Raw genomic sequence first — 19,287 nt, 5'->3', positions numbered from 1 at the left:
TATAGGTGCCATTCCGGACCTGCATGGGCCGGGCACTCGGAATCGTGAAAGCGTCCACACGGATTCTGGAAAGTGTGGCTTTCGCGCTACATTTTTCGCGATCTGGTGGAGAATGGTGCGGACGGCCGGGCTTGAACCGGCAAGGCCTTGCGGCCGACAGATTTTAAGTCTGCTGCGTTTACCAATTTCGCCACGCCCGCACTGGCATGCCTGAGTATGCGCGCCCGCCTGCCTTGGCAAGCGGGCCGCCCTGTCTAGCTGACCCGTTCGAACACCGCCGCCAGGCCCTGCCCGCCGCCAATGCACATGGTCTCAAGTCCATAGCGCGCCTCGCGTCGCTCCATCTCACGCAGCATCGTGGTCAGGATCCGCACGCCCGTCGCGCCCACCGGATGGCCCAGCGATATACCCGAGCCGTTGACGTTCAACCGCTCCATGTCGTCCGCGCCCAATCCCAGCGCCTTGGTGCAGGCAAGCACTTGCGAGGCGAACGCCTCGTTGAGTTCGATCAGGTCGAGATCCTTGAAGTCCAACCCGGCCTGCTTGAGCGCCTTCTGGCTCGACGGCACCGGCCCGATACCCATGACGGACGGACCGACCCCGGCCACCGACCAGGAAACCAGTCGGCCCAAAGGCTTCAGGCCATACTTTTCCGCCGCTTCGCGCGTGCAGACGATACAGGCCGCCGCGCCATCATTCTGGCCGGACGCATTGCCAGCCGTGACCGTCGCTTCGGGGTCTGCCCGGCCCTGGATGGCCCGCAGCGAGGACAATTTCTCCAGCGTGGAATCCGCGCGGATATGCTCGTCTTCCGACACCACGGTGTCGCCCTTGCGGCCCTTCACGGAAAAGGGAATGATCTCGTCGGCAAACTTGCCGCTCTTCTGGGCCGCAGCCGCCTTCATGTGGGAATTGAACGCAAACTCATCCTGCGCGGCGCGGGTGATCTGGTAGTCGCGGCGCAGGTTCTCGGCCGTCTCGATCATGCCGCCCGGAACCGGGTGGAACTTGCCGCCCGCGGTATAACGACCGCGTGACAGGCCATCATGCAGCATCAGGCCGTCGCCCTTGATATTCCAGCGCATATCGATGGAGAAAAAAGGCGCGTTCGACATGCTTTCAGCCCCGCCCGCAATAACAAGGTCATTCGCGCCGGTGGCCACCTGCATCACGCCATTGATCACCGCCTGCAGGCCCGAACCGCAACGGCGGTCGATCTGGTAGCCGCCGGTCGAGGTTGTCAGGCCCGCATCGAGCGCCACCATCCGCCCGAAGGCCGGCGCTTCCATGGTCGGATAGCATTGCGCAAACAGGCAATCCTCGACCGCTTCGGCTGGCAGTTTCGTGCGCGCCATCAGTTCGCTGATGACGTGGCTCGCCATTTCATGCGCATGAACCGTCTTGAATGCGCCACCAAAACCGCCAACAGCCGTGCGAACCGGCTCGCAGATTACAACATCTCTCATTGGGGAAATCCTCTTGATCTAGTTCAGGCCGCGGCCGCGTTCTGTGACTTGCTTGCGCGCCGCTTCCACGCTTTCGGCGGTGACATTTGCGGCGTGGGCAGCAGAACGGCGGATCTCTTCCTTCAGCGCCTCGCCGAACGGCATGGCAAAGCCGTCATCGATCATCTTCTTGTAACCGCGCAGCAGGACCGGGTCGCAGCTGGTCATCTCATGCGCCAGCTTGCGGGCAGCGGGCAGCAGGTCGTCGGCCTTGTAGACGCGATTGACGAGGCCCCAGCGTTCAGCGGTTTCCGCGTCAAGGAAGTTGCCGGAGAAGGAGAGTTCCTTCGCGCGGCTGATGCCGATCAGGCGCGAGAGTTTCTGCGACAAGCCCCAGCCTGGCATGATCCCGACGCGTGCATGCGTATCTGCAAACTTGGCATTCTCAGATGCCAGCAGGACATCGCACATGAGGGCCAGTTCGAAGCCGCCGGTGATTGCAAACCCGTTGATCGCGCCAATGACCGGCCAGGGATAGGCGCCTATCGCCTTGGCGATATCGATCTCGCCGCCGTCAGCGCCGAGGGCGAAGCCCTTTTCGCCGGCTTCCTTGAGGTCGACGCCCGCCGTGAAGGCCCGGCCGGCGCCGGTCAGCACCACGGCGCGGATGTCCTTGTCAGCCGCAAGCGCAGTGAACGTGCGCGAGATTTCCGCGCGCAGCGCGCGGCTCAGCGCATTCAGTGCGTCGGGCCGGTTCAGGGTGACAATCGCAACCGCTTCGTCGCGTTCAACAGTGATGATGTTCTCAGCCATGCAGGCGTATCCTTCCAGTCTTCGTTTCGTATGTGCTTCGGTCGGCCTTCAGGCTTTCCGTTTGCGGAATATGTTCACGACCGCGATGAGCAGCGCGACGAGGGCGATTGCCGCAGCCAGGAAAAACAGGCCGAATTTCAAGGGGGTGAGCCAGTCCTTCGCATCGAGTGCATCAGCCGCGCCAGACAAGGCAAGGGCCTGGACCGTATTCTCGGTCAGGTCGACAATCGCCGTCGCCAGGGCGGGAAGCGCCGCGAGGCGTCCATACTTGCCAAAGAAGCGCAGCGCCATAGCGGCTAGGAATCCGCCATAGGCCAGCGGGTACGCGGTATCGAGCAACACTGTCACCCAGAAATGCGCCGAGCGTTGCGCTTCGCTGAGGCTCGCGACCAGCGAGCGGCTTTGGTCCCCATTGGTGATCGAGTCGAGATAGGTGCCGCCGGCGGCTTCACCAAATACGCCGAACCCGGCACCGATCAGGATCGCAGCGACAAACAGCCCCCAGATCACAGGCGTTCGCGTCAGGAATGACGTCACTTCGTGTCCTCCAGGATGCGTTCGGGTTTAACGCCCGTTGCCGTGATGATGTTTTCAAGCCGCTGCGTCACGTTCGCGATCAGGTCTTCGCGGATCGTGCTGGCGACGAGATGAACGCCATTGTCGCCGACCGACCGGAACCAGGGATAGGAGCCGAAGGCCACTTCGGGAATTTCCTGAGCCAACGCGCCGAGCGGTTCGGCGATATCGCCTTCGCGCAAGCCAATGCCCCGGATCGTGACCTTGTGCACGACCGCGCCGGTGCGCAGGCGCGGGCCGATATCTTCCAGCATGGCACGGGCAACCTGCGGCACGCCAGCCAGCGTGAAGACATTCTCCATCTGGAATCCGGGCGCGCCGGAAACGGGATTGGAGACCAATTGTGCGCCGTGAGGAATGCGGGCCATGCGGCGACGCGCAGGCGTGAACTCCGTCTGCATCTCGGCATAGCGCGCCGACAGCATGTCGATGACTTCAGGATGTTCGCCGATGCCGACGCCAAAGGCCGCCGCAATCGCGTCTGCGGTAATGTCGTCATGCGTCGGGCCGATCCCGCCCGTGGTGAACACATAGGTATAGGCCGCGCGCAGATCGTTCACCGCCTTCACGATGCTTTCCTGAACATCTGACACAGTGCGCGATTCCTGCACCTGAATGCCAAGCGGCGCGAGGTATTTGGCGATCTGCTGCAGGTTGATATCGCGGGTGCGACCGGACAGGAGTTCATCGCCGATCAGCAGAACGGCGGCAGTGGGTGAAGGCATGGTCATCATACTCACATTGCCCAGAGCGGCCTATTCCGCAAGCGCGTCATAAACGAGGCGCGCCGATTCTCCGCGAAAATCCACCTCGGGCCCGTTCGAACCGAAACGCTGGATCATGCCGATGAAGAACAGGTCGTTCTCCGGATCGATCCAGAACCATGTGCCAGCCGCCCCGCCCCAGAAATACGTGCCGGCGCCTTGTGGCCGCTGCGCCGCTTCCGGGTCGACGATCAAACCGAAATCAAGCCCGAATCCCAACCCGTCGGTCTGAGCACTTGGCTGGGTGCCGTCGGAAAACAGCCTTGCGCCGACCGGCAGCATATCGGTCCGCATCAGGGCGACAGTCTCGGGTTTCAGGATGCGAACGCCGTCCAGCTCGCCGTCGTTGAGCAGCATCTGGCAGAACCGCGTATAGTCATCCATCGTGGAGACGAGACCGCCACCACCGGATTCCATACCAACGGTCTCCTTTCGGAACTGCACAGCCGGCACATTGTAGGGCAACAGGCCCAGTTCAGGTTGCTCTGGCGAATAGACGTAGACCTCGCTGAACCGGTCCAGGTCTGCTTCGGGCACATAGAACCCGGTATCGGTCATGCCGAGCGGCGCAAACAGCCTTGCCTGCAGGAACTCACCAAACCGCATCCCTGAAATCACCTGGACGACATAGCCCTGGACATCGACCGACGCACTGTAAGACCACGCGGTGCCCGGCTGGAAAAGCAGCGGAACGTCGGCCACCTTGTCGATGAACACGTCGAGATCAGGCGAGTACAGGATGAGCTCGTCGCGGAAAGCCTTGTTCGCGATGTCGTCACCGAACAGGCCATAGGCGAACCCAGCCGTATGTGTCATCACTTCGCGCATGGTCGGAACATGGTTGGGGTCGGCCAGGATGGGTTCCCCGTTTTCATCGACGCCGTCCAACACTTTCAGGTTCGCAAATTCGGGCACGAATTTCGTCACCGGGTCGTCCAGCGTGAACGCGCCTTCCTCGTACAGCATCATCAAGGCCACGCCGGTGATGGGCTTTGTCATCGAATAGATGCGATAGATCGTGTCGTCGGTGATTGGCGCGCTGTCCTCGACGCGGCGTACGCCCGCCTGCATGTCGCTGACCACTTCGCCATCGCGCACAAGGCGCGTGGCGATGCCTTTGACATGGCCAAGCGCCACCTCATTCGCCATGGCCGCTTCCAGCGCGGCGATCCCCTCCGGCGAGAAACGCCTGGCCTCGGCGGGCGGTGAGAGGCTGACCGGGTCTGCGACCGGCACGCTGGTGCAGGCACCCAGGCTGAAGACCGCCGCAAGTCCCACGCTCAAAGCCCGAGACACAATCCAATTCGCTGAAGCCATCACATTCCCTCCCAAATCAGGTTTTGCCTGCAAGGTTAGAGAGATGTCGCCAGCCTGCAAGCTGAACGTGGCGTAAGTGTCCTGAGTGCTGAGCTGCAACAGCCTGAAACCGTCATGAAAGGTGGAAATTTCGGCCGCAATCTGCCAAATAGGGACACAGATACCTGAAAGCATGATCCATGACCGATACGACAGCCCTCCTGCCCATGCGCACCGGCGAAATCCGCATCCATGATGCGGAGGGATTTGAAGGCATGCGCAAGGCCGGCCGCCTGGTCGCAGAATGCCTCGACATGCTGGTCGGCGAGGTCAGGCCAGGCGTCACCACGCGTCATCTCGACGACCTTGTGCGCGAGTTTGTCCTCGATCACGGCGCCCAGTCGGCGACGATCGGCTATCGCGGCTATCGCCACGCCTCCTGCATCTCGGTGAACCACGTCATCTGCCACGGCATCCCGGGCGGAAAGCCGCTGAAGGAAGGCGACATTGCCAATATCGACGTGACCTGCATCCTCGACGGCTGGCACGGCGACCATTCGCGGATGTATGCCGTCGGAGAGGTGAAGCGGAAAGCCGAACGCCTGATGGATGTGACCTATGAAGCCTTGATGGCAGGCATCAACGCCGTGAAACCCGGTGCCCGTTTCGGCGACATTGGCGGCGCGATATCCGAGATTGCGCGCCTGAACCGGATGTCCGTGGTCGAGGATTTCTGCGGACACGGACTCGGCCGCCTCTTCCATGACGAACCGAACGTCGTTCACTCGTCAGACTATGGCACCGGCCCGGAACTCAAGCCCGGCATGTTTTTCACCATTGAGCCGATGCTGAACCTTGGGCGCAAGGACGCGGCCATCCTGCCGGATGGCTGGACCGCCGTGACCCGGGATCGCCAGCTCTCGGCCCAGTTCGAACATTCGGTCGGCGTGACGGAGACCGGGGTCGAGATATTCACAAAGTCGCCCAAAGGCCTGCACACCCCCCACACGGTCAAGCAATAGGCGATGCCGGGGGGCGACAGCCAGCCGGACACCAAACCCCACTGGCAAGGCCATCGCGAACGGCTGCGGGGCAAGCTGCTGAAACGCGGCGCCGGCGCGCTGGACGATTATGAGGTGCTGGAAGTCATCCTCATGGCGTTCATTCCCCGCCGTGACGTGAAGCCCGTTGCCAAGTCATTGCTGGCCCGATTCGCCAGCCTGTCGGGCGTGCTGGCCGCGCCTGCGGCCGACCTCGTCAAGATTGATGGGATTGGCGAAACCGTTGCGGCCTACCTCAAGGCGATCACCGAACTGCAATCTCGCGCCGCGCGCGAGGAAATTCGCCAGCGGCCTGCCATTTCGTCCTGGACGGCGCTCGTCAGCTATGTGCGCACCGAATTGCAGCATGAAGGGCGCGAGCAGTTCCGGGTCCTGTTCCTCGACCGTAAGAACCAGCTGATTGCCGACGAAGTCATGGGCCAGGGCACGGTCGACCATGCGCCGGTCTATCCCCGCGAAATTGCCCGGCGCGCCCTGGAATTGCAGGCCTCCAGCCTGATCCTGGTGCACAACCACCCTTCAGGGGACACGACCCCCTCGCGCGCAGATATCGACATGACGCGCGAGATTATCAGTGTGCTCGACCCCCTGGATATCACGGTCCACGATCACCTGATCGCCGGCACCGGGGGCGTGACAAGCTTCCGTTCGTCTGGCCTGATCTGACCGTAACGCCACGATAAGGCTTGCGGATGGACGGCAGGCCGCTACCGTGCGCAAAATCGAATACGCGCCGTCAGAGCGCGACCAGTTTAGGGAGGCTGACAGCGCATGACCGACACCACCGCGGGCAACACCGCTACGAATGGGCAAATGACCGGTTTCGGGTCCAAACGGTATCGCAACTATGTGTTGCTTCTCCTCATGGTGGTCTACACACTGAACTTCATCGACCGCACACTCATTGCGGTTGTTGCAGAACCCATCATCCGAACATTTGAGCTGACTGATTCTCAGTGGGGGCTGCTCTACGGGCCGCCTTTTGCGATTTTCTACGCGGTTATGGGACTGCCCATTGCCATGTGGGCCGACCGTTCCAACCGCGTGAAGATCATCACGGCCTGTATCATACTCTGGTCGGTCATGACCGCCCTCTGCGGCGTAGCCATGGGCTTCATGACGCTGCTCCTTTTCCGCATCGGGGTTGCCGTCGGCGAGGCTGGCTGCACGCCTCCTGCCAATTCGATCATTGGCGATTATTTTATCCCCAAGAGCCGATCGACGGCGCTGGGCATCTATTCGATGGGCGTAACGCTGGGCGGTGTACTGGCGAATCTATTTGGCGGACCGATTGCGGAACTGGCTGGTGCCGATGTTGGCAATTTCGTCAACGGTATCGGCATGGGCTGGATGTTCGGCAGCCTGAACTGGGCTGCCGTGGAAGGCTGGCGGGTGGCCTTTGTTGTCGTCGGGGTGCCGGGCGTGCTGATCGCCCTTCTTGTCCTGCTGACCATCAAGGAGCCGCCCCGAGGATACTCCGATCCGCCAACCGCGCATCAAATCGAAAGGGCGAGCGTCACCGAAACCCTACGTGAGCTGGCGACAAAGCCCAGCTTCTGGTGGATGGCCCTTGGCGCGTCTCTGGTTGCTTTTGTCGGCTACGGTCTGGTCAGCTTTCAGGCGCCATTCCTGCAACGCGAGCATGGCATCGGCGTACGGGACGCAGCCGTGCATTATGGTGCGCCTCTCTCTTTCTGCGCCGCTATCGGAACCTTCGTCGGCGGGTTGATCACCGAGCGGTTCTCCAAGCGGTCCATCACGGCGATTGCCATCGTTCCTGCCGTCGGACTGCTGATCGCCGTGCCATGTTATATCGGCGCCTTCTACTCCTCGAACCTCACGATCGTCTTCGTCTTGTGGGCTATCGCTGCCACGGCGCACTACGCTTACCTTGGGGCGCAGTACAATATCGGCCAGGGGGTCGTTTCCAGTCGGTCGCGCGCCACCGCCATCGCGATCCTTCTCATTCTTGTATCAATCATCGGGAACGGCATCGGCCCCTATTTCGTTGGGTTTTTCTCTGACCTGTTCATGAACATGAACCTCGCGGCCCAGGAGCATGGAGCCGGGCTTACAGTTGCCGCTTGCCGCGCCCGAGACAGCTTCACCGAGGATCAGGTCTCGGCGTGCGTTTACGCAACGTCGCAAGGCTTGAAGCAGTCTATCTCGCTTACGGTGTGCTGGTTCCTGATCGCCGCGTTCGCCTTCTTCATGTCGGCCCGTACACTCAAGCGTGATTTTGTCGCCAATATCGACTGATACGCTCAGCGCACAAGGAAACCACGATGACCGACACGACCGTCAGTGCCGAACGAAAGCCGGGCTATGAGACCGGATATCGCACACCCGCCTACAGGGCCTATGTCCTGTCATCGCTGCTCATTGTCTACATTTTCAATTTCATCGACAGGTCGATCTTTGCGATCCTGACGGAGCCGATCAAGACCAGCCTGAAGCTGGAAGACTGGCACATGGGACTGCTCGGCGGGCTCGCATTCGCCATGTTCTATACGACGCTGGGGATTCCCATCGCCCGCATCGCCGAACGAAAAAGCCGCATGATAATCATCATCGTTTCACTGCTGATGTGGAGCCTGATGACGGTGCTGTGCGGGTTTGCCGTCAGCTTTGCGACCTTGTTTGCCTGCCGGCTTCTCGTCGGTATCGGGGAAGCCGGGTGCACGCCGCCAGCCCAATCCGTGATTGCCGACTATTTCAAGCCATCGAGCCGCGCCACGGCGGCATCCATCTATGCCTTGGGCGTACCACTTGGCGGCATGATGGCTGGCCTCGCAGGCGGTCCGATCAACGATTATGTGACCGGGGAAAATGTCTACAACCTGCTCGGTTCATGGGGCTGGGGATGGCTGCAGAATGCGATCGACTGGCAAAGCCTCGAAGGCTGGCGGATCGCGTTCATTGCGGTCGGCCTGCCCGGCGTGCTGTTCGCGGTCGTACTCGCCCTGACCGTCAAGGAGCCGCCGCGCGGTTACACTGACCCGCCCGGCACCGACAAACTTGAGCGTGAGGGTTTCGGAGTTGCCCTCCGAAAGCTGATGAAGAAGCCCACCTATGTCCACGTCGTTATCGGCGCCGCGATCGCGTCCTTCACCGGCTACGGCATCGCGCAATTCTCGACCTCATTCCTGCGGCGCACCCATGGCCTCTCGCTCACCGAAGCCGCGCTGATTTTCAGCCTCGTGCTTGGCCTAATGGCCGCTTTGGGCGTTTTCCTGTCCGGATACCTTGCCGACAAGTTTTCAGCGCGCCATCCGAATGCCCTGTCATGGATGCCCGCGCTGGGCATGGGCCTTTCCGTTCCGCTCTACTGGATCGGTTACCTGAGCCCCTCTGTGCCGCTTATGCTCCCGCCCCTGATGGCGGCCGCGACGCTGCATTATTTCTATCTCGGTCCGATGTATGCGGTCTCGGCGGGCGTCGTCGACAGTCGAACGCGCGCAACGGCCGTGGCCATTACCCTGTTCGCAGTCAACCTGATCGGGCTGGGTCTTGGGCCAACACTGATCGGATTCCTGTCGACCTTCCTGAAGACGCTGATCATCAACGGCCATCACCTCGAACTCACGCTCGACCTGTGCCGTGACACGAGTGTCCTGCCCGCTGACCAGATCGCCGCCTGTGACGATGCGAATGCCCGCGGACTGCAATGGTCCATCATCATATTCGCCTCGCTTTATGGCTGGGCGGCCTTGCACTATTTGTGGGCCGGCAAGACGCTGAAGCGTGACATGATCAGCGCGGCAAACTAAACCGCGCCTCATGGCTGTTTATACACAGGTTTCCGACGAGGCGCTGGCTGCGTTCCTCGCCGAGTATGATCTCGGCACGCCCTTGGCTTTCAAGGGCATCGCCGAGGGCGTGGAGAACTCGAACTATTATCTCGAGACGACGACGGGCCGCTACATCCTGACCCTGTTCGAGAAGCGGGTGAAGGCGGACGACCTGCCTTATTTCATCGGCCTGAAACAGCACCTTGCGTCCAAGGGGTATCCCTGCCCGGAGCCGATCATGGGCAAGGACGGCACCGCCCTGCGCGCTTTGGAAGGCCGACCGGCAGTCATCATTTCCTTCCTTGAGGGGCTTTCGCCCCGCCGCCCGAACATCGCCCAATGCCGCGCGCTCGGCGAGGGCCTTGGCCGGATGCACGTGGCGCTAGCCGATTTCCCGATGGCACGCGAGAATGCGCTGGGGCCTGCTTCATGGCCGCGCCTCTGGAAGGGCCGTGAGGCGGGCGCAGACGCCTTGCAGGACGGATTGGCAGCGCTCATCGCCGCTGACCTTGGCGATATCGCACAGGCGGATCCTGACGCCCTTCCCCTCCCCCGTGGGACGGTCCATGCCGACCTGTTCCCGGACAATGCCTTCTTTCTCGGCGACGATTTTTCCGGCGCCATCGACTTCTATTTCGCCTGCACGGATGCGCTCGCCTACGACCTTGCCGTCTGCCTCAATGCCTGGGCGTTCGAGGACGGCATGGCGGGCGATTCCGCTGGACTGCAATACAATTTCTCAAAGGGCGCAGCCCTCATCGCCGGTTATGAAAGCGTGCGCCCACTGGAACCGGCAGAACGCGAAGCCTTGCCCGTTCTGGCCCGAGGCGCCGCGCTCCGATTTTTCCTCACCCGCCTTGTCGACTGGACGGACACGCCGGAAGGCGCCCTCGTAAAGCCCAAAAATCCCCTCGAATATGCCGGCCGGCTGGCCTTTCATCGCAAGGTGATAAGCGCCGCCGACTATGGCGGGTAAATGCACTAGCGGGGCCAGCATGACCGTCGAAACAGACAGAAGCGACAGCGTACCTGCCTATGCCGATCCCGCGCCGCGAAAGCACATCAAACGGGTCAAGCTCGCCCTTTTCCTGTCGTCGCTGGCGGCTTGTCTCGGCGTGTCGCTGATCGGCGGAATCAGTCTCGGCCTGTCGCAGGCCCTGATGGGGGCGATGGGAATCGACCGTGTGATGCCGTTTGAATCGACCTTTTTCGGGGGGCTGACAACCGGCCTGCAGCTATCGGCCCTGAACTTCATTCTCTTCTTCATCACGGTGCCGGCAGCCTGGATTGCCCTGGGGTTTTCGATCGGTCGCATGCCGCACCGCAGAATAGCCGCCAAACAGCCCTATGTCCGCTGGGCCGTCATCTGGGGCGCTATTCTGGTGGGCGGAACGACAGGCGGGTTTGGCTTGATCGAGAGCGTTGTGACCGGCCTCGGCGCGCTCGTCTCGGGCGCCAGTGTCGGTGCGCTGGCTGGCGCAGGGTGCGGGCTGCTTTTCCATGCGATTGTCCGGCCCGCAGAACAGCTGCGCGATGTCGATGTGAACGTATTCTGAGCCGTCTTGACGGGTGCAGCGAAACCCATCACCTGAAACCCATGACTGATCTGATCGAAATCTGGACGGATGGCGCCTGCAGCGGCAATCCCGGCCCCGGCGGCTGGGGCGCGCTCCTCATTGCCGGTGACAATCGCAAGGAATTGTTCGGCGGCGAGAAGCAGACGACCAATAACCGCATGGAGATGCAGGCCGTGATCGAGGCCCTCAATGCTCTCAAGGGCCCTTCGAAGGTCACGCTTCATGTCGATTCGATGTACGTGAAGGACGGCCTGACCAAGTGGATCAAGGGCTGGAAGCGCAATGGCTGGAAGACAGCCGCGAAGAAGCCGGTGAAGAACCAGGACTTGTGGCAAGCGCTCGACGAGGCCTGCCAGCGCCATGACATCGAGTGGAAATGGGTCAAGGGCCATGACGGAGATCCGGGCAACGAGTGCGCGGATGAACTCGCCCGGCGCGGCACGGACCAGGCACGCGGACGCTAGGCGTTTTCGAGAATGGCTTTCGCTGCCCCGGCCACGTCACCTGATGACAGGCCGGATAGCGCGACGACCTGGACCGGTTGATCCTCGCGCCGCTTGCGGCTGCGGGCATAGAGCGGGTCATAGTGTTCCAGCATCAGCACCTCGGCGAGTTTGCGATGTTCGCCCGCATCTGCCAGCGCCTGCCACTCTGCGAGAGTCTCTTTCGCATGGAATGGCTTGAGCAGGCCAAGCGACCGGGCAACGCTGTCGCGGTCGCTGACGGCGTCGCCATAGGCCGAGACGAGAAATGCGCTGCGAACAGCGGCAGGCGCGTGAATCTCGACTCGCGGCGCGGCCAGCATGGCGTGCCACAGTCGGCGGGGCACGCGGCGAAGGCCCACACGCGCGGATTCGGCTTCGACATAGACGGGACGCGACAGGTCGAACCGACGCAGCTGGTCCCATATATGGGTCTCGAAGAGGCGCTGGGCTGGTTGCGGCTGGTCGTCAAATCCGCCGAAGGCCGAGCCGCGATGATTGGCGAGGCCTTCGAGATCGATCACTTGCCCGCCCTGTTCAGCAAGGGACAGCAGGATGGCTGTCTTGCCGCTTCCGGTCGGACCGTCGATCAGGACAATCGGCAAGGGGTCCGTGTCCCCGTCGAGACCATGAACCACTTCGCGGCGCCATGTCTTGTAGCCACCTTTGACGATGCCGACCGGCCAGCCCACCGATGACAGGATCGTCGCCATCGCGTTCGACCGCATCCCACCGCGCCAGCAATACACGAGCGGGCGCCAGCCGCGCGGCATGTCCACCAGCGCCGTCTCGAGATGCCCGGCAATGTTGCGCGCGACGATGGCGCCGCCGATCCGGTTGGCCTGGAACGGGCTCTCCTGCTTGTAGATCGTGCCGACTTCGGCCCGTTCGGCATTGCTCAGGACTGGCAGGCTGATTGCGCCCGGCATGTGATCGTCCGCGAATTCTGCGGGCGAGCGCACATCGATGATGGCATCGAAGCGCGACAGGGTTTCGGGGCCAAGGTCTGTGACGGTTTCTAGGTAAGGCATTGCGTGCACGCTTAGCAGGTTTTCATTGCCTCGCCAGAGGCGTGCGCGCTAAGCCCGTCGGAGAGACAAGGACACGCCATGCCCGATACGAAGACAGAGCCGCCACTGACCTCCCTCGCCCATGGCGGCGGGTGCGGGTGCAAGCTCGCGCCGAACGTGCTGGCCGACATTTTGAGCGAGATGCCGCTGGCGCTGGGCAGCACGAACCTGATTGTCGATGCGGCAACCAGCGATGACGCTGCGGTCTACCGCGTGAATGACACAACGGCGCTGGTCGCGACGACGGATTTCTTCACACCCATTGTCGATGACCCGCACACGTTCGGCCGCATCGCGGCGACGAATGCCCTGTCGGATGTCTTCGCCATGGGCGCCCGTCCGATTTTCTCGCTTGCCATCGTCGGCATGCCGATTGGCAAGATTTCGAACGCGACGATCCGGGCCATCCTCGCCGGTGGCCAATCTGTCGCGGAGATTGCAGGGGCACCGATTGCTGGCGGCCATTCAATCGACGCGGCAGAGCCGATTTACGGTCTGGTCGCGCTGGGACTGGTGCACCCGGACAAGATGCTGCTGAACTCCGGTGCGAAGGCTGGCGACGTCCTGATCCTCGGCAAACCGCTGGGCGTTGGCATCTACAGCGCCGCGTTGAAGCGCGGGATCATCGCGGAGTCCGACTATGCCGAGATGATCGCCTCGACCACGCGCCTGAACACGCCAGGCAGCGATCTTGCCGGCATGGACGGCGTGCACGCGGCTACGGATGTGACCGGATTCGGTTTGCTCGGGCACCTGTCGGAAATGTGCCGTGGCGCAGGCGTTTGCGGTGTCGTCGAAGCAGGGTCGGTGCCGGTGTTCGAGGGCGCGCGACGCCTGGCCGAGGCGGGAGTCAAAACGGGCGCATCAGGCCGCAACTGGGACTCGGTGAAAGCGTCTGTCACGCTTGAACGCTCGCTGCCAGATGCCGAACTCGACGTCCTGTGCGATCCCCAGACGAGCGGCGGGCTGCTGGTCTCGTGTGCACCGGAGGCCGCCGAAACCGTGCTCGGCGTGTTCGCACGTCACGGCCATGCAGGTGCCGCAGTGATCGGACGCATGGAAGCCGGCACGTCCGGTGTGCGCGTCGTCTGATAGAATAGAAAAAGCCCGGCTTTGGGAGCCGGGCTTCGAATAATTCTGGTATCTTTAAGCGCTCTAGGCGGCTTCTTCGACTTCGTTGGCGCGCGAGCTCGGGCGCGGATCGCGAAGCACATAGCCTCGGCCCCAAACGGTTTCGATATAGTGTTGTCCGCCGGTCGCCTGCTGCAGCTTCTTGCGAAGCTTGCAGATGAACACGTCGATGATCTTGAGTTCCGGTTCGTCCATGCCGCCATAGAGGTGGTTGAGGAACATTTCCTTGGTGAGCGTCGTACCCTTGCGAAGGGAGAGCAGCTCGAACATCTGGTATTCCTTGCCGGTCAGGTGAACGCGCTCTTCGTCGACTTCGACCGTCTTGGCGTCGAGGTTGACCAGGATTTCGCCGGTGCGGATGACGCTTTCGGCATGGCCTTTCGAGCGGCGGACGATGGCTGTGATCCGGGCGATCAGCTCGTCCTTGTTGAAAGGCTTGGTGAGATAGTCGTCAGCGCCGTAACCGAGCGTCTTCACCTTGGCTTCGATGTCAGGGTTGCCCGAGAGGATCATCACGGGCGTGTTCACGCGACCCATGCGCAGCTGCTTGAGCACTTCATAACCGGAAATGTCAGGCAGCGACAGGTCGAGCACGATCATGTCGTATTCGTAGACTTTGCCGAGGTCGACGCCCTCTTCGCCTAGATCCGTTGTATAGATATTGAAGCCTGCGGCTTTCAGCATCAGTTCGATGGACCGCGCTACAGCGCTATCGTCTTCAATTAATAGGACGCGCATGGCTCGTCTCCCGAATCGTTCATACGACCAACCTAGTCGCTTTGTTTAACCTTGTGAATCCTACAGGCTGTTTCTTTAACGAAGGTTAACGGCGAGTAGGCTCTGCCCCAAATTATTCCAAATTATTCACACTGATTAATAGCCAAGCTCTGCCGCCTGGGCATTGCCTGTCAGCATCTGAGAGATGGCGATCACGTCCTGGATCGGCTGTGCTTGCTGGTCTGTAGAGATCAGCGTCTTCTGACAACGGATGGCGTCCCGCACCTTCGGATCGCGCATGACGATGCCGGCAAGATGTGGACGAAATCCGAGGAAGGTCTGGCAGGCGCGCGCAATCGCCTCATACGTTCGCTGTCCCGCAGCGCGCGTATCCGCCTGGTTGATACATATCACGGGTTCAACGTTGGGTGCGTATCCGCGCAGCACCTTGATGAACGCATAGGCATCGGTCATCGATGTTGGTTCGTCGGTGATGACCATCAATGCCTTGTCGGCCGCGCGGGCAAGCCGCATGCAATTGGCCTCGATACCGGCCCCCAGATCAAGCACGACCTGGTCATATTGCAGCGCAAGAGCCGACAGGCCCGCAGCGAGGCGCGCCACTTCTTCGGGCGGCAATTCCGCGAGGGCGCCAGACCCGGACCGACCGGGCAGCACGTCAAAGCCGCCATTGCCCGCACCGCCATCGACCGGCGTAACGGCATCATCAAGCTCGACCCAGCCCGCAATCACGGCAGCCAGGTCTGTCTCCGGAGCAATACCGAGTTGAACGTCGACATTGGCGAGGCCAAGGTCACCGTCGACGAGCAAGGTTCGCTTGCCAGCCTGGGCAAAGGAACTGGCGAGCGTGATCGCCATGAAGGTTTTCCCGACGCCGCCCTTGCCACTGGCAACAGCGATGACGGAAGCAGGGGCGACACGCGGTGTGGGGCGCGCTTGCGGACGATCCTGAGATTTTCGAAGCATGAAACTCATAGGGCTACGCGGCTCCTTTCATGGCGATAACATCGCCGGGGGCGTCTTCCATTAACAGGGCGGCCAGGCGCGACGGCGCGGCCGGAACGAGGCCGCCACCGATGAACGGTGTCACGGCCAAATGCGAGAAGGCGATGCCGGCAGATGACAGCGCAGCAATCGCGCCACCACGTCGTCGGACAACGTCGAGCTTGGTCAGGACGGCGCGTTTGACGCCGGACCGCGCGAAAGCCTTCGCGGCCTCGGCCTGGTCTTCAGGATGCCCTTCGGCCGACATGACGAGCACGGGTTCGGCGCGGATCACGGCGATCAGGTCCTGCAGGCTGGCCATGTCGTCATCGTCAAACGGGTTGATGGCGGGCAGGTCGATGACGCAGCGGCGGTTTTCATTGCGCAATGCTCTCAGCGCCGCGAACAGATCGTCCGGCGTCCGGGCAACGCGGATCTGGTCCTGCTCGAGTTCGAGATAGGCTGCGAGCTGTTGGCCACCAGCCGTCCCGTCAAGATCAGCGGCGACGGGCATGATTTCAGCACGCGCAATCGAGGCGCGGCGCGTCAGTTTGGCGGCCGTTGCCGTGCGGCCATGTCCCGGCGGCCCGACGAGGACGATGTCGTGATCGAGGCGCGGAAGAATCGGGTCGCAAACGACGAGGCGCGAGACGCCCTCGGCGATCGCATCTTCCGGATCGGTGTGCTGGATACCGGAGCGGCCAGCACTTTCTGCCGCCACGCGGTCAGCGAATCGCTGCGGGGCGCCATGCCAGAGCAGCGCATCTCGCACGCGGCTGAAAAGAGGGTTTTCGATGCCGCGACCGTGATTGTTGCCCCGCGCTTCGCGCAGGAACAGGGGTTCGTTCGGCACCATGCCGCCGCCCATCTTGTCGGTGGCCGCGCGCACTTCCACGCCACCGTCAATCTCACGTTCTGAAAGGATAACAGCGTCAGACCCCATTTCAGCGAAAATCATCGCCTTGGCGGCCTCGAAGGACTCGGCTGCAAACATCTTCATGCGCATATGGGCGGCATCCTCGTAAACATATGGACCTTCCCGCGCAGCCCTCACCACGTGACAAGTCGGTTCATTTCGGAGTTCAGTTAACACCCGAAAAGGTTAACAACTTCCTTTTAGGTGTTAGGATTTAACTAATATGACAGTAGATTCACGCATGGCGGCTGGACGCGCGAGAGCACGCCGACACGTCCCTGAATTTGCAGGAAAAGCCTAGGCTGCCGCCCGTTCATCGACGATTTCGGACAGTGTGACGCCCAACTGCCCGTCGGCAACGACGAGCCGCCCGCGCGCCATCAGGCGGTCGGAAACGTAAATATCGATGGTTTCATTGGTGCGCCGTTCAAGCGCAACGATCTCGCCGGGAGACAGCGCCATCAGCTCCTCGATCGGCATGCGTACCTCGCCCAGCACAATATCAACGCGCACAGGCACGTCCATCAAGGTCTTTTGCAGGGCGGGATTGGCTGGATGCATGGGCTGATCGATCCTGAGTGATGCCGCAGGCCTAGAGTGTAGCGACTGTGCGTGTCAAATCCTTAACGCTCGGCAAACAGGTCGCCCTGACCGTCGACAATACGCCGGGCAGTGGCGTTGATGAGGTCAAGCGCGACAGCGATATCGAGCCCCTCATAGGCGCCCGCTTCAAGGTGCCGCGCAAGCGCAACCAGGTCGGCAAGCGCATCGTTGAGGCTGTGCGTGACAGCCTGGAGGCGCTCTTCGGACTGGAGTGATTCGAGACGGATCGCTTCGGCGAGGCCCTCGGAGCGCGCTTCGGACAGAAGGCGCGCAAGTTCCGGCCCGGTCAGCGTCAGCCGGCCCTCCGTGGGCGGGGCTGGCTGTTCGGGTTCAGGCGCGAGCGTGAAATCGCTGCGAAATTCAAACGGCTGCACCGATTTGACAGCGCGCTGCGTCATTCCACCAGGTCCTCGTCTTCGCTCTCTTGGCCGACGCGAATGTCACCCTGTTCGATCAGCTTGCGGGCCAGTGAGACAAGTTCCTGTCGGGCAGCCTCCACTTCGCTGCGGCGGACGCCGCCCTGGGCTGTAATTTCTTCGCGCAGCAACTCTCCGGCACGCCGGGTCATGTTGGCGAAGAAGGCCGCTGCCGTTTGCTCGGAAGCGCCTTTCAAAGCGGTGACGAGTGTTGCGCGGGATCCTGCTGACAACAGTGTCTGCAGGCCCGCCGCGTCGAGCCGGGCGAGATCGTCAAACGTGAACATGAGCGCACGGACTTTCTCGCCTGAGCCGGGTTCGGCATTCTCGAGCGCTTCAAGGAAAGCTTTTTCCGAGCGGCTGTCGAGACCATCGAATATCCGCGCAACGCGTTCGTGACCACTGCTGTTGCCGTCACCGACCATGCTGTCGAGGCGTTTTGCAATGAGCGATTCCAGACTCGCGCAGGCTGCGGGGTGGACCTGGTCGATATGCAGAAGGCGATGCATGGCATCGATCGCCACTTTGGGATTGAGCGCGCGCAGCAGCCGCGCGGACGCGTTGCCGCTCAGTTGCGACAGGATGAACGCGATCGTTTGGGGATGTTCCTTGTCGAACAGCGCAGCGAGCCTTCGCGTGTCGATCGCCGACAGGCGCGACCAGACAGTCCCGGTCGTGGCGGCCGCCGGTCGCAGACGGTGATGCGCTTCGACGAAACTGCGCGCCGCTTCGGATTCCCCGTCCATACTGTCGCCGAGGGCATCCATGGCGGCGGTGAGGGCGCGGGCTTCGCTGGGGTCGAGTTCGGCCCATATGCCCGCGGCTTCAGGCCCGAGAGCACGCATCAGCCGCGCGGACCGCGTCAGCCCGTCGCCGGCAGGGACAAGGGCGAGCGCGCTCATGCGGCATCGGTCCGGTTGGTCATCCATCCGCGCAGGATGTCAGCCGCGCGGGCCGGGTCCTTGCGGGCCAGTTCGGCAGCGTCGCTTGCCGGTTGCACCGTCCTGACGGGGTGGATGGGTGTGGGAGTGAGGGCACGCTCGGGGATAGAGGCAAGCGTGTGGAGCGGAGCCTCTTCAATGGTATCGAAAACCATTTCGGCGCGGGGCGCGAAAGCAAGCCAGCCGAGCAGGCCGGTGAGCAGTGCGAGGAAAGACAGTTCGCCATAGGCAACTGCACCGGGGCGCCCAGGGGCACCTTTCGCAAACTCGGCCTTCTGCATCACAAGGAGGTCGCCCATCATGACATCGAGGCGCGCCGCAGCGGTGACGAGGCTTTCTATGGTCGATGCCTGGTCGCCGGCGTCAGTGTCGAGCAGGACCAGCACGGTGCGCCCGCCGGTCGCCGAAGTGTTGACGCTGATGCGCGCATTGCCGGGGCCGGCGATCGGTTCGATGATATTCATCAAGGAGGCTTCGAGCGGCGTCGCTGTCGCGGGAAGCGGATTGTCGGACGTGAGCAAGGCATTGCCGCGCCATGCCAAAAGGCCAAGGGCGATCACAAACGCAGCCAGAGCGAGCGCCCTTGGAGAGGGCCCCGCGCCGGGATTGAGTTTGCTGGATCTGCCTGCCATCAACCGCTCCTGTTTCTCCGGCTACCCGGAGTCCAGTCACGGTGATAGCTG

21 protein-coding genes and 1 tRNA gene are annotated in these 19,287 nt (G+C 62.1%); 8 read left to right on the top strand and 14 right to left on the bottom strand.

Annotation, left to right across the window (positions count from 1 at the left end; all coding sequences use genetic code 11):
• Positions 1-113: 113 nt before the first annotated feature.
• The 6 genes from AC0L7I_RS08140 to AC0L7I_RS08115 form a co-directional block, all read right to left on the bottom strand.
• Positions 114-200 (bottom strand) — tRNA-Leu (locus tag AC0L7I_RS08140).
• A gap of 54 nt (positions 201-254) precedes the next feature.
• Positions 255-1,466 carry an acetyl-CoA C-acetyltransferase gene (locus tag AC0L7I_RS08135; RefSeq protein WP_473399056.1) on the bottom strand — a complete coding sequence of 404 codons (1,212 nt, stop codon included), beginning with the start codon at positions 1,464-1,466 and terminating at the stop codon, positions 255-257.
• An 18-nt stretch (positions 1,467-1,484) separates the two neighbouring features.
• Positions 1,485-2,258 carry an enoyl-CoA hydratase gene (locus tag AC0L7I_RS08130; protein WP_473399055.1) on the bottom strand — a complete coding sequence of 258 codons (774 nt, stop codon included), beginning with the start codon at positions 2,256-2,258 and terminating at the stop codon, positions 1,485-1,487.
• A gap of 48 nt (positions 2,259-2,306) precedes the next feature.
• Positions 2,307-2,795: a hypothetical protein gene (locus AC0L7I_RS08125; protein WP_473399054.1), complete on the bottom strand. Its 489-nt coding sequence runs from the start codon at positions 2,793-2,795 to the stop codon at positions 2,307-2,309.
• Positions 2,792-3,559 (bottom strand): competence/damage-inducible protein A, encoded by a 768-nt coding sequence (locus AC0L7I_RS08120; RefSeq protein WP_473399053.1) that lies wholly within the window; start codon positions 3,557-3,559, stop codon positions 2,792-2,794. Before AC0L7I_RS08120 ends, AC0L7I_RS08125 begins: the two co-directional genes overlap by 4 nt.
• 30 nt (positions 3,560-3,589) lie before the next feature.
• A complete protein-coding gene (locus tag AC0L7I_RS08115) occupies positions 3,590-4,915 on the bottom strand; it encodes a serine hydrolase domain-containing protein (RefSeq protein WP_473399052.1) in 1,326 nt (441 codons plus the stop codon).
• Between the two features lie 179 nt (positions 4,916-5,094).
• Here AC0L7I_RS08115 and map point away from each other — a divergent pair, with 179 nt between their 5' ends.
• The 7 genes from map (at position 5,095) to rnhA (ending at position 11,787) form a co-directional block, all read left to right on the top strand.
• On the top strand, positions 5,095-5,916 hold the full coding sequence (map, locus tag AC0L7I_RS08110; RefSeq protein ID WP_473399051.1) for a type I methionyl aminopeptidase: 822 nt from the start codon (positions 5,095-5,097) through the stop codon (positions 5,914-5,916).
• Positions 5,917-5,919: 3 nt separating this feature from the next.
• Positions 5,920-6,621, top strand: a complete 702-nt coding sequence (gene radC, locus AC0L7I_RS08105; protein ID WP_473399050.1) for a RadC family protein — start codon at positions 5,920-5,922, stop codon at positions 6,619-6,621.
• A gap of 105 nt (positions 6,622-6,726) precedes the next feature.
• Positions 6,727-8,214: a spinster family MFS transporter gene (locus tag AC0L7I_RS08100; RefSeq protein WP_473399049.1), complete on the top strand. Its 1,488-nt coding sequence runs from the start codon at positions 6,727-6,729 to the stop codon at positions 8,212-8,214.
• A 26-nt stretch (positions 8,215-8,240) separates the two neighbouring features.
• A complete protein-coding gene (locus AC0L7I_RS08095; RefSeq protein WP_473399048.1) occupies positions 8,241-9,725 on the top strand; it encodes a spinster family MFS transporter in 1,485 nt (494 codons plus the stop codon).
• Between the two features lie 10 nt (positions 9,726-9,735).
• On the top strand, positions 9,736-10,722 hold the full coding sequence (locus AC0L7I_RS08090) for a homoserine kinase (RefSeq protein WP_473399047.1): 987 nt from the start codon (positions 9,736-9,738) through the stop codon (positions 10,720-10,722).
• Positions 10,723-10,741: 19 nt separating this feature from the next.
• On the top strand, positions 10,742-11,302 hold the full coding sequence (locus tag AC0L7I_RS08085) for a hypothetical protein (protein WP_473399046.1): 561 nt from the start codon (positions 10,742-10,744) through the stop codon (positions 11,300-11,302).
• A gap of 41 nt (positions 11,303-11,343) precedes the next feature.
• Positions 11,344-11,787 (top strand): ribonuclease HI, encoded by a 444-nt coding sequence (rnhA, locus tag AC0L7I_RS08080; protein ID WP_473399045.1) that lies wholly within the window; start codon positions 11,344-11,346, stop codon positions 11,785-11,787.
• Here the strand turns inward: rnhA and mnmH are convergent.
• A complete protein-coding gene (mnmH, locus tag AC0L7I_RS08075) occupies positions 11,784-12,836 on the bottom strand; it encodes a tRNA 2-selenouridine(34) synthase MnmH (protein WP_473399044.1) in 1,053 nt (350 codons plus the stop codon). The genes rnhA and mnmH overlap by 4 nt on opposite strands.
• 78 nt (positions 12,837-12,914) lie before the next feature.
• Here mnmH and selD point away from each other — a divergent pair, with 78 nt between their 5' ends.
• A complete protein-coding gene (gene selD, locus AC0L7I_RS08070; RefSeq protein ID WP_473399043.1) occupies positions 12,915-13,967 on the top strand; it encodes a selenide, water dikinase SelD in 1,053 nt (350 codons plus the stop codon).
• Positions 13,968-14,030: 63 nt separating this feature from the next.
• Here the strand turns inward: selD and ctrA are convergent, their stop codons facing one another.
• The 7 genes from ctrA to AC0L7I_RS08035 form a co-directional block, all read right to left on the bottom strand.
• Positions 14,031-14,744, bottom strand: coding sequence for a response regulator transcription factor CtrA (gene ctrA / locus AC0L7I_RS08065; RefSeq protein ID WP_473399042.1), 714 nt, complete (start codon positions 14,742-14,744; stop codon positions 14,031-14,033).
• Between the two features lie 135 nt (positions 14,745-14,879).
• Positions 14,880-15,719 (bottom strand): nucleotide-binding protein, encoded by an 840-nt coding sequence (locus AC0L7I_RS08060; protein ID WP_473399041.1) that lies wholly within the window; start codon positions 15,717-15,719, stop codon positions 14,880-14,882.
• A 4-nt stretch (positions 15,720-15,723) separates the two neighbouring features.
• The gene (locus AC0L7I_RS08055) at positions 15,724-16,734 is read right to left on the bottom strand and encodes a flagellar biosynthesis protein FlhF (RefSeq protein ID WP_473399040.1); all 1,011 of its coding nucleotides are present in this window, start codon (positions 16,732-16,734) and stop codon (positions 15,724-15,726) included.
• 207 nt (positions 16,735-16,941) lie between these two features.
• Positions 16,942-17,205 carry a flagellar motor switch protein FliN gene (fliN, locus tag AC0L7I_RS08050; RefSeq protein WP_473399039.1) on the bottom strand — a complete coding sequence of 88 codons (264 nt, stop codon included), beginning with the start codon at positions 17,203-17,205 and terminating at the stop codon, positions 16,942-16,944.
• 62 nt (positions 17,206-17,267) lie between these two features.
• Positions 17,268-17,645: a hypothetical protein gene (locus tag AC0L7I_RS08045; protein WP_473399038.1), complete on the bottom strand. Its 378-nt coding sequence runs from the start codon at positions 17,643-17,645 to the stop codon at positions 17,268-17,270.
• Complete coding sequence (locus tag AC0L7I_RS08040) at positions 17,642-18,565, bottom strand: flagellar motor switch protein FliG (protein ID WP_473399037.1); 924 nt, start codon at positions 18,563-18,565, stop codon at positions 17,642-17,644. The genes AC0L7I_RS08045 and AC0L7I_RS08040 overlap by 4 nt, the downstream gene beginning before the upstream one ends.
• A complete protein-coding gene (locus tag AC0L7I_RS08035) occupies positions 18,562-19,236 on the bottom strand; it encodes a hypothetical protein (protein WP_473399036.1) in 675 nt (224 codons plus the stop codon). Before AC0L7I_RS08035 ends, AC0L7I_RS08040 begins: the two co-directional genes overlap by 4 nt.
• Between the last annotated feature and the right edge of the window lie 51 nt (positions 19,237-19,287).

This window comes from Hyphomonas sp. J20-32, from assembly GCF_055808555.1.
This window is presented reverse-complemented; position numbering and strand designations above follow the sequence as displayed.

Excerpts from the sequence above, each read along its gene's own strand:
- AC0L7I_RS08100 (WP_473399049.1), top strand. The coding sequence starts at position 6,727 with ATGACCGACACCACCGCGGGCAACACCGCTACGAATGGGCAAATGACC.
- radC (WP_473399050.1), top strand. The coding sequence starts at position 5,920 with ATGCCGGGGGGCGACAGCCAGCCGGACACCAAACCCCACTGGCAAGGC.
- fliN (WP_473399039.1), bottom strand. The coding sequence starts at position 17,205 with ATGCATCCAGCCAATCCCGCCCTGCAAAAGACCTTGATGGACGTGCCT.
- ctrA (WP_473399042.1), bottom strand. The coding sequence starts at position 14,744 with ATGCGCGTCCTATTAATTGAAGACGATAGCGCTGTAGCGCGGTCCATC.
- AC0L7I_RS08040 (WP_473399037.1), bottom strand. The coding sequence starts at position 18,565 with ATGAGCGCGCTCGCCCTTGTCCCTGCCGGCGACGGGCTGACGCGGTCC.
- AC0L7I_RS08090 (WP_473399047.1), top strand. The coding sequence starts at position 9,736 with ATGGCTGTTTATACACAGGTTTCCGACGAGGCGCTGGCTGCGTTCCTC.
- AC0L7I_RS08115 (WP_473399052.1), bottom strand. The coding sequence starts at position 4,915 with ATGGCTTCAGCGAATTGGATTGTGTCTCGGGCTTTGAGCGTGGGACTT.
- AC0L7I_RS08120 (WP_473399053.1), bottom strand. The coding sequence starts at position 3,559 with ATGCCTTCACCCACTGCCGCCGTTCTGCTGATCGGCGATGAACTCCTG.
- selD (WP_473399043.1), top strand. The coding sequence starts at position 12,915 with ATGCCCGATACGAAGACAGAGCCGCCACTGACCTCCCTCGCCCATGGC.
- AC0L7I_RS08055 (WP_473399040.1), bottom strand. The coding sequence starts at position 16,734 with ATGCGCATGAAGATGTTTGCAGCCGAGTCCTTCGAGGCCGCCAAGGCG.
- AC0L7I_RS08135 (WP_473399056.1), bottom strand. The coding sequence starts at position 1,466 with ATGAGAGATGTTGTAATCTGCGAGCCGGTTCGCACGGCTGTTGGCGGT.
- AC0L7I_RS08060 (WP_473399041.1), bottom strand. The coding sequence starts at position 15,719 with ATGAGTTTCATGCTTCGAAAATCTCAGGATCGTCCGCAAGCGCGCCCC.
- map (WP_473399051.1), top strand. The coding sequence starts at position 5,095 with ATGACCGATACGACAGCCCTCCTGCCCATGCGCACCGGCGAAATCCGC.
- AC0L7I_RS08130 (WP_473399055.1), bottom strand. The coding sequence starts at position 2,258 with ATGGCTGAGAACATCATCACTGTTGAACGCGACGAAGCGGTTGCGATT.
- AC0L7I_RS08045 (WP_473399038.1), bottom strand. The coding sequence starts at position 17,645 with ATGACGCAGCGCGCTGTCAAATCGGTGCAGCCGTTTGAATTTCGCAGC.
- rnhA (WP_473399045.1), top strand. The coding sequence starts at position 11,344 with ATGACTGATCTGATCGAAATCTGGACGGATGGCGCCTGCAGCGGCAAT.
- AC0L7I_RS08095 (WP_473399048.1), top strand. The coding sequence starts at position 8,241 with ATGACCGACACGACCGTCAGTGCCGAACGAAAGCCGGGCTATGAGACC.
- mnmH (WP_473399044.1), bottom strand. The coding sequence starts at position 12,836 with ATGCCTTACCTAGAAACCGTCACAGACCTTGGCCCCGAAACCCTGTCG.
- AC0L7I_RS08085 (WP_473399046.1), top strand. The coding sequence starts at position 10,742 with ATGACCGTCGAAACAGACAGAAGCGACAGCGTACCTGCCTATGCCGAT.
- AC0L7I_RS08035 (WP_473399036.1), bottom strand. The coding sequence starts at position 19,236 with ATGGCAGGCAGATCCAGCAAACTCAATCCCGGCGCGGGGCCCTCTCCA.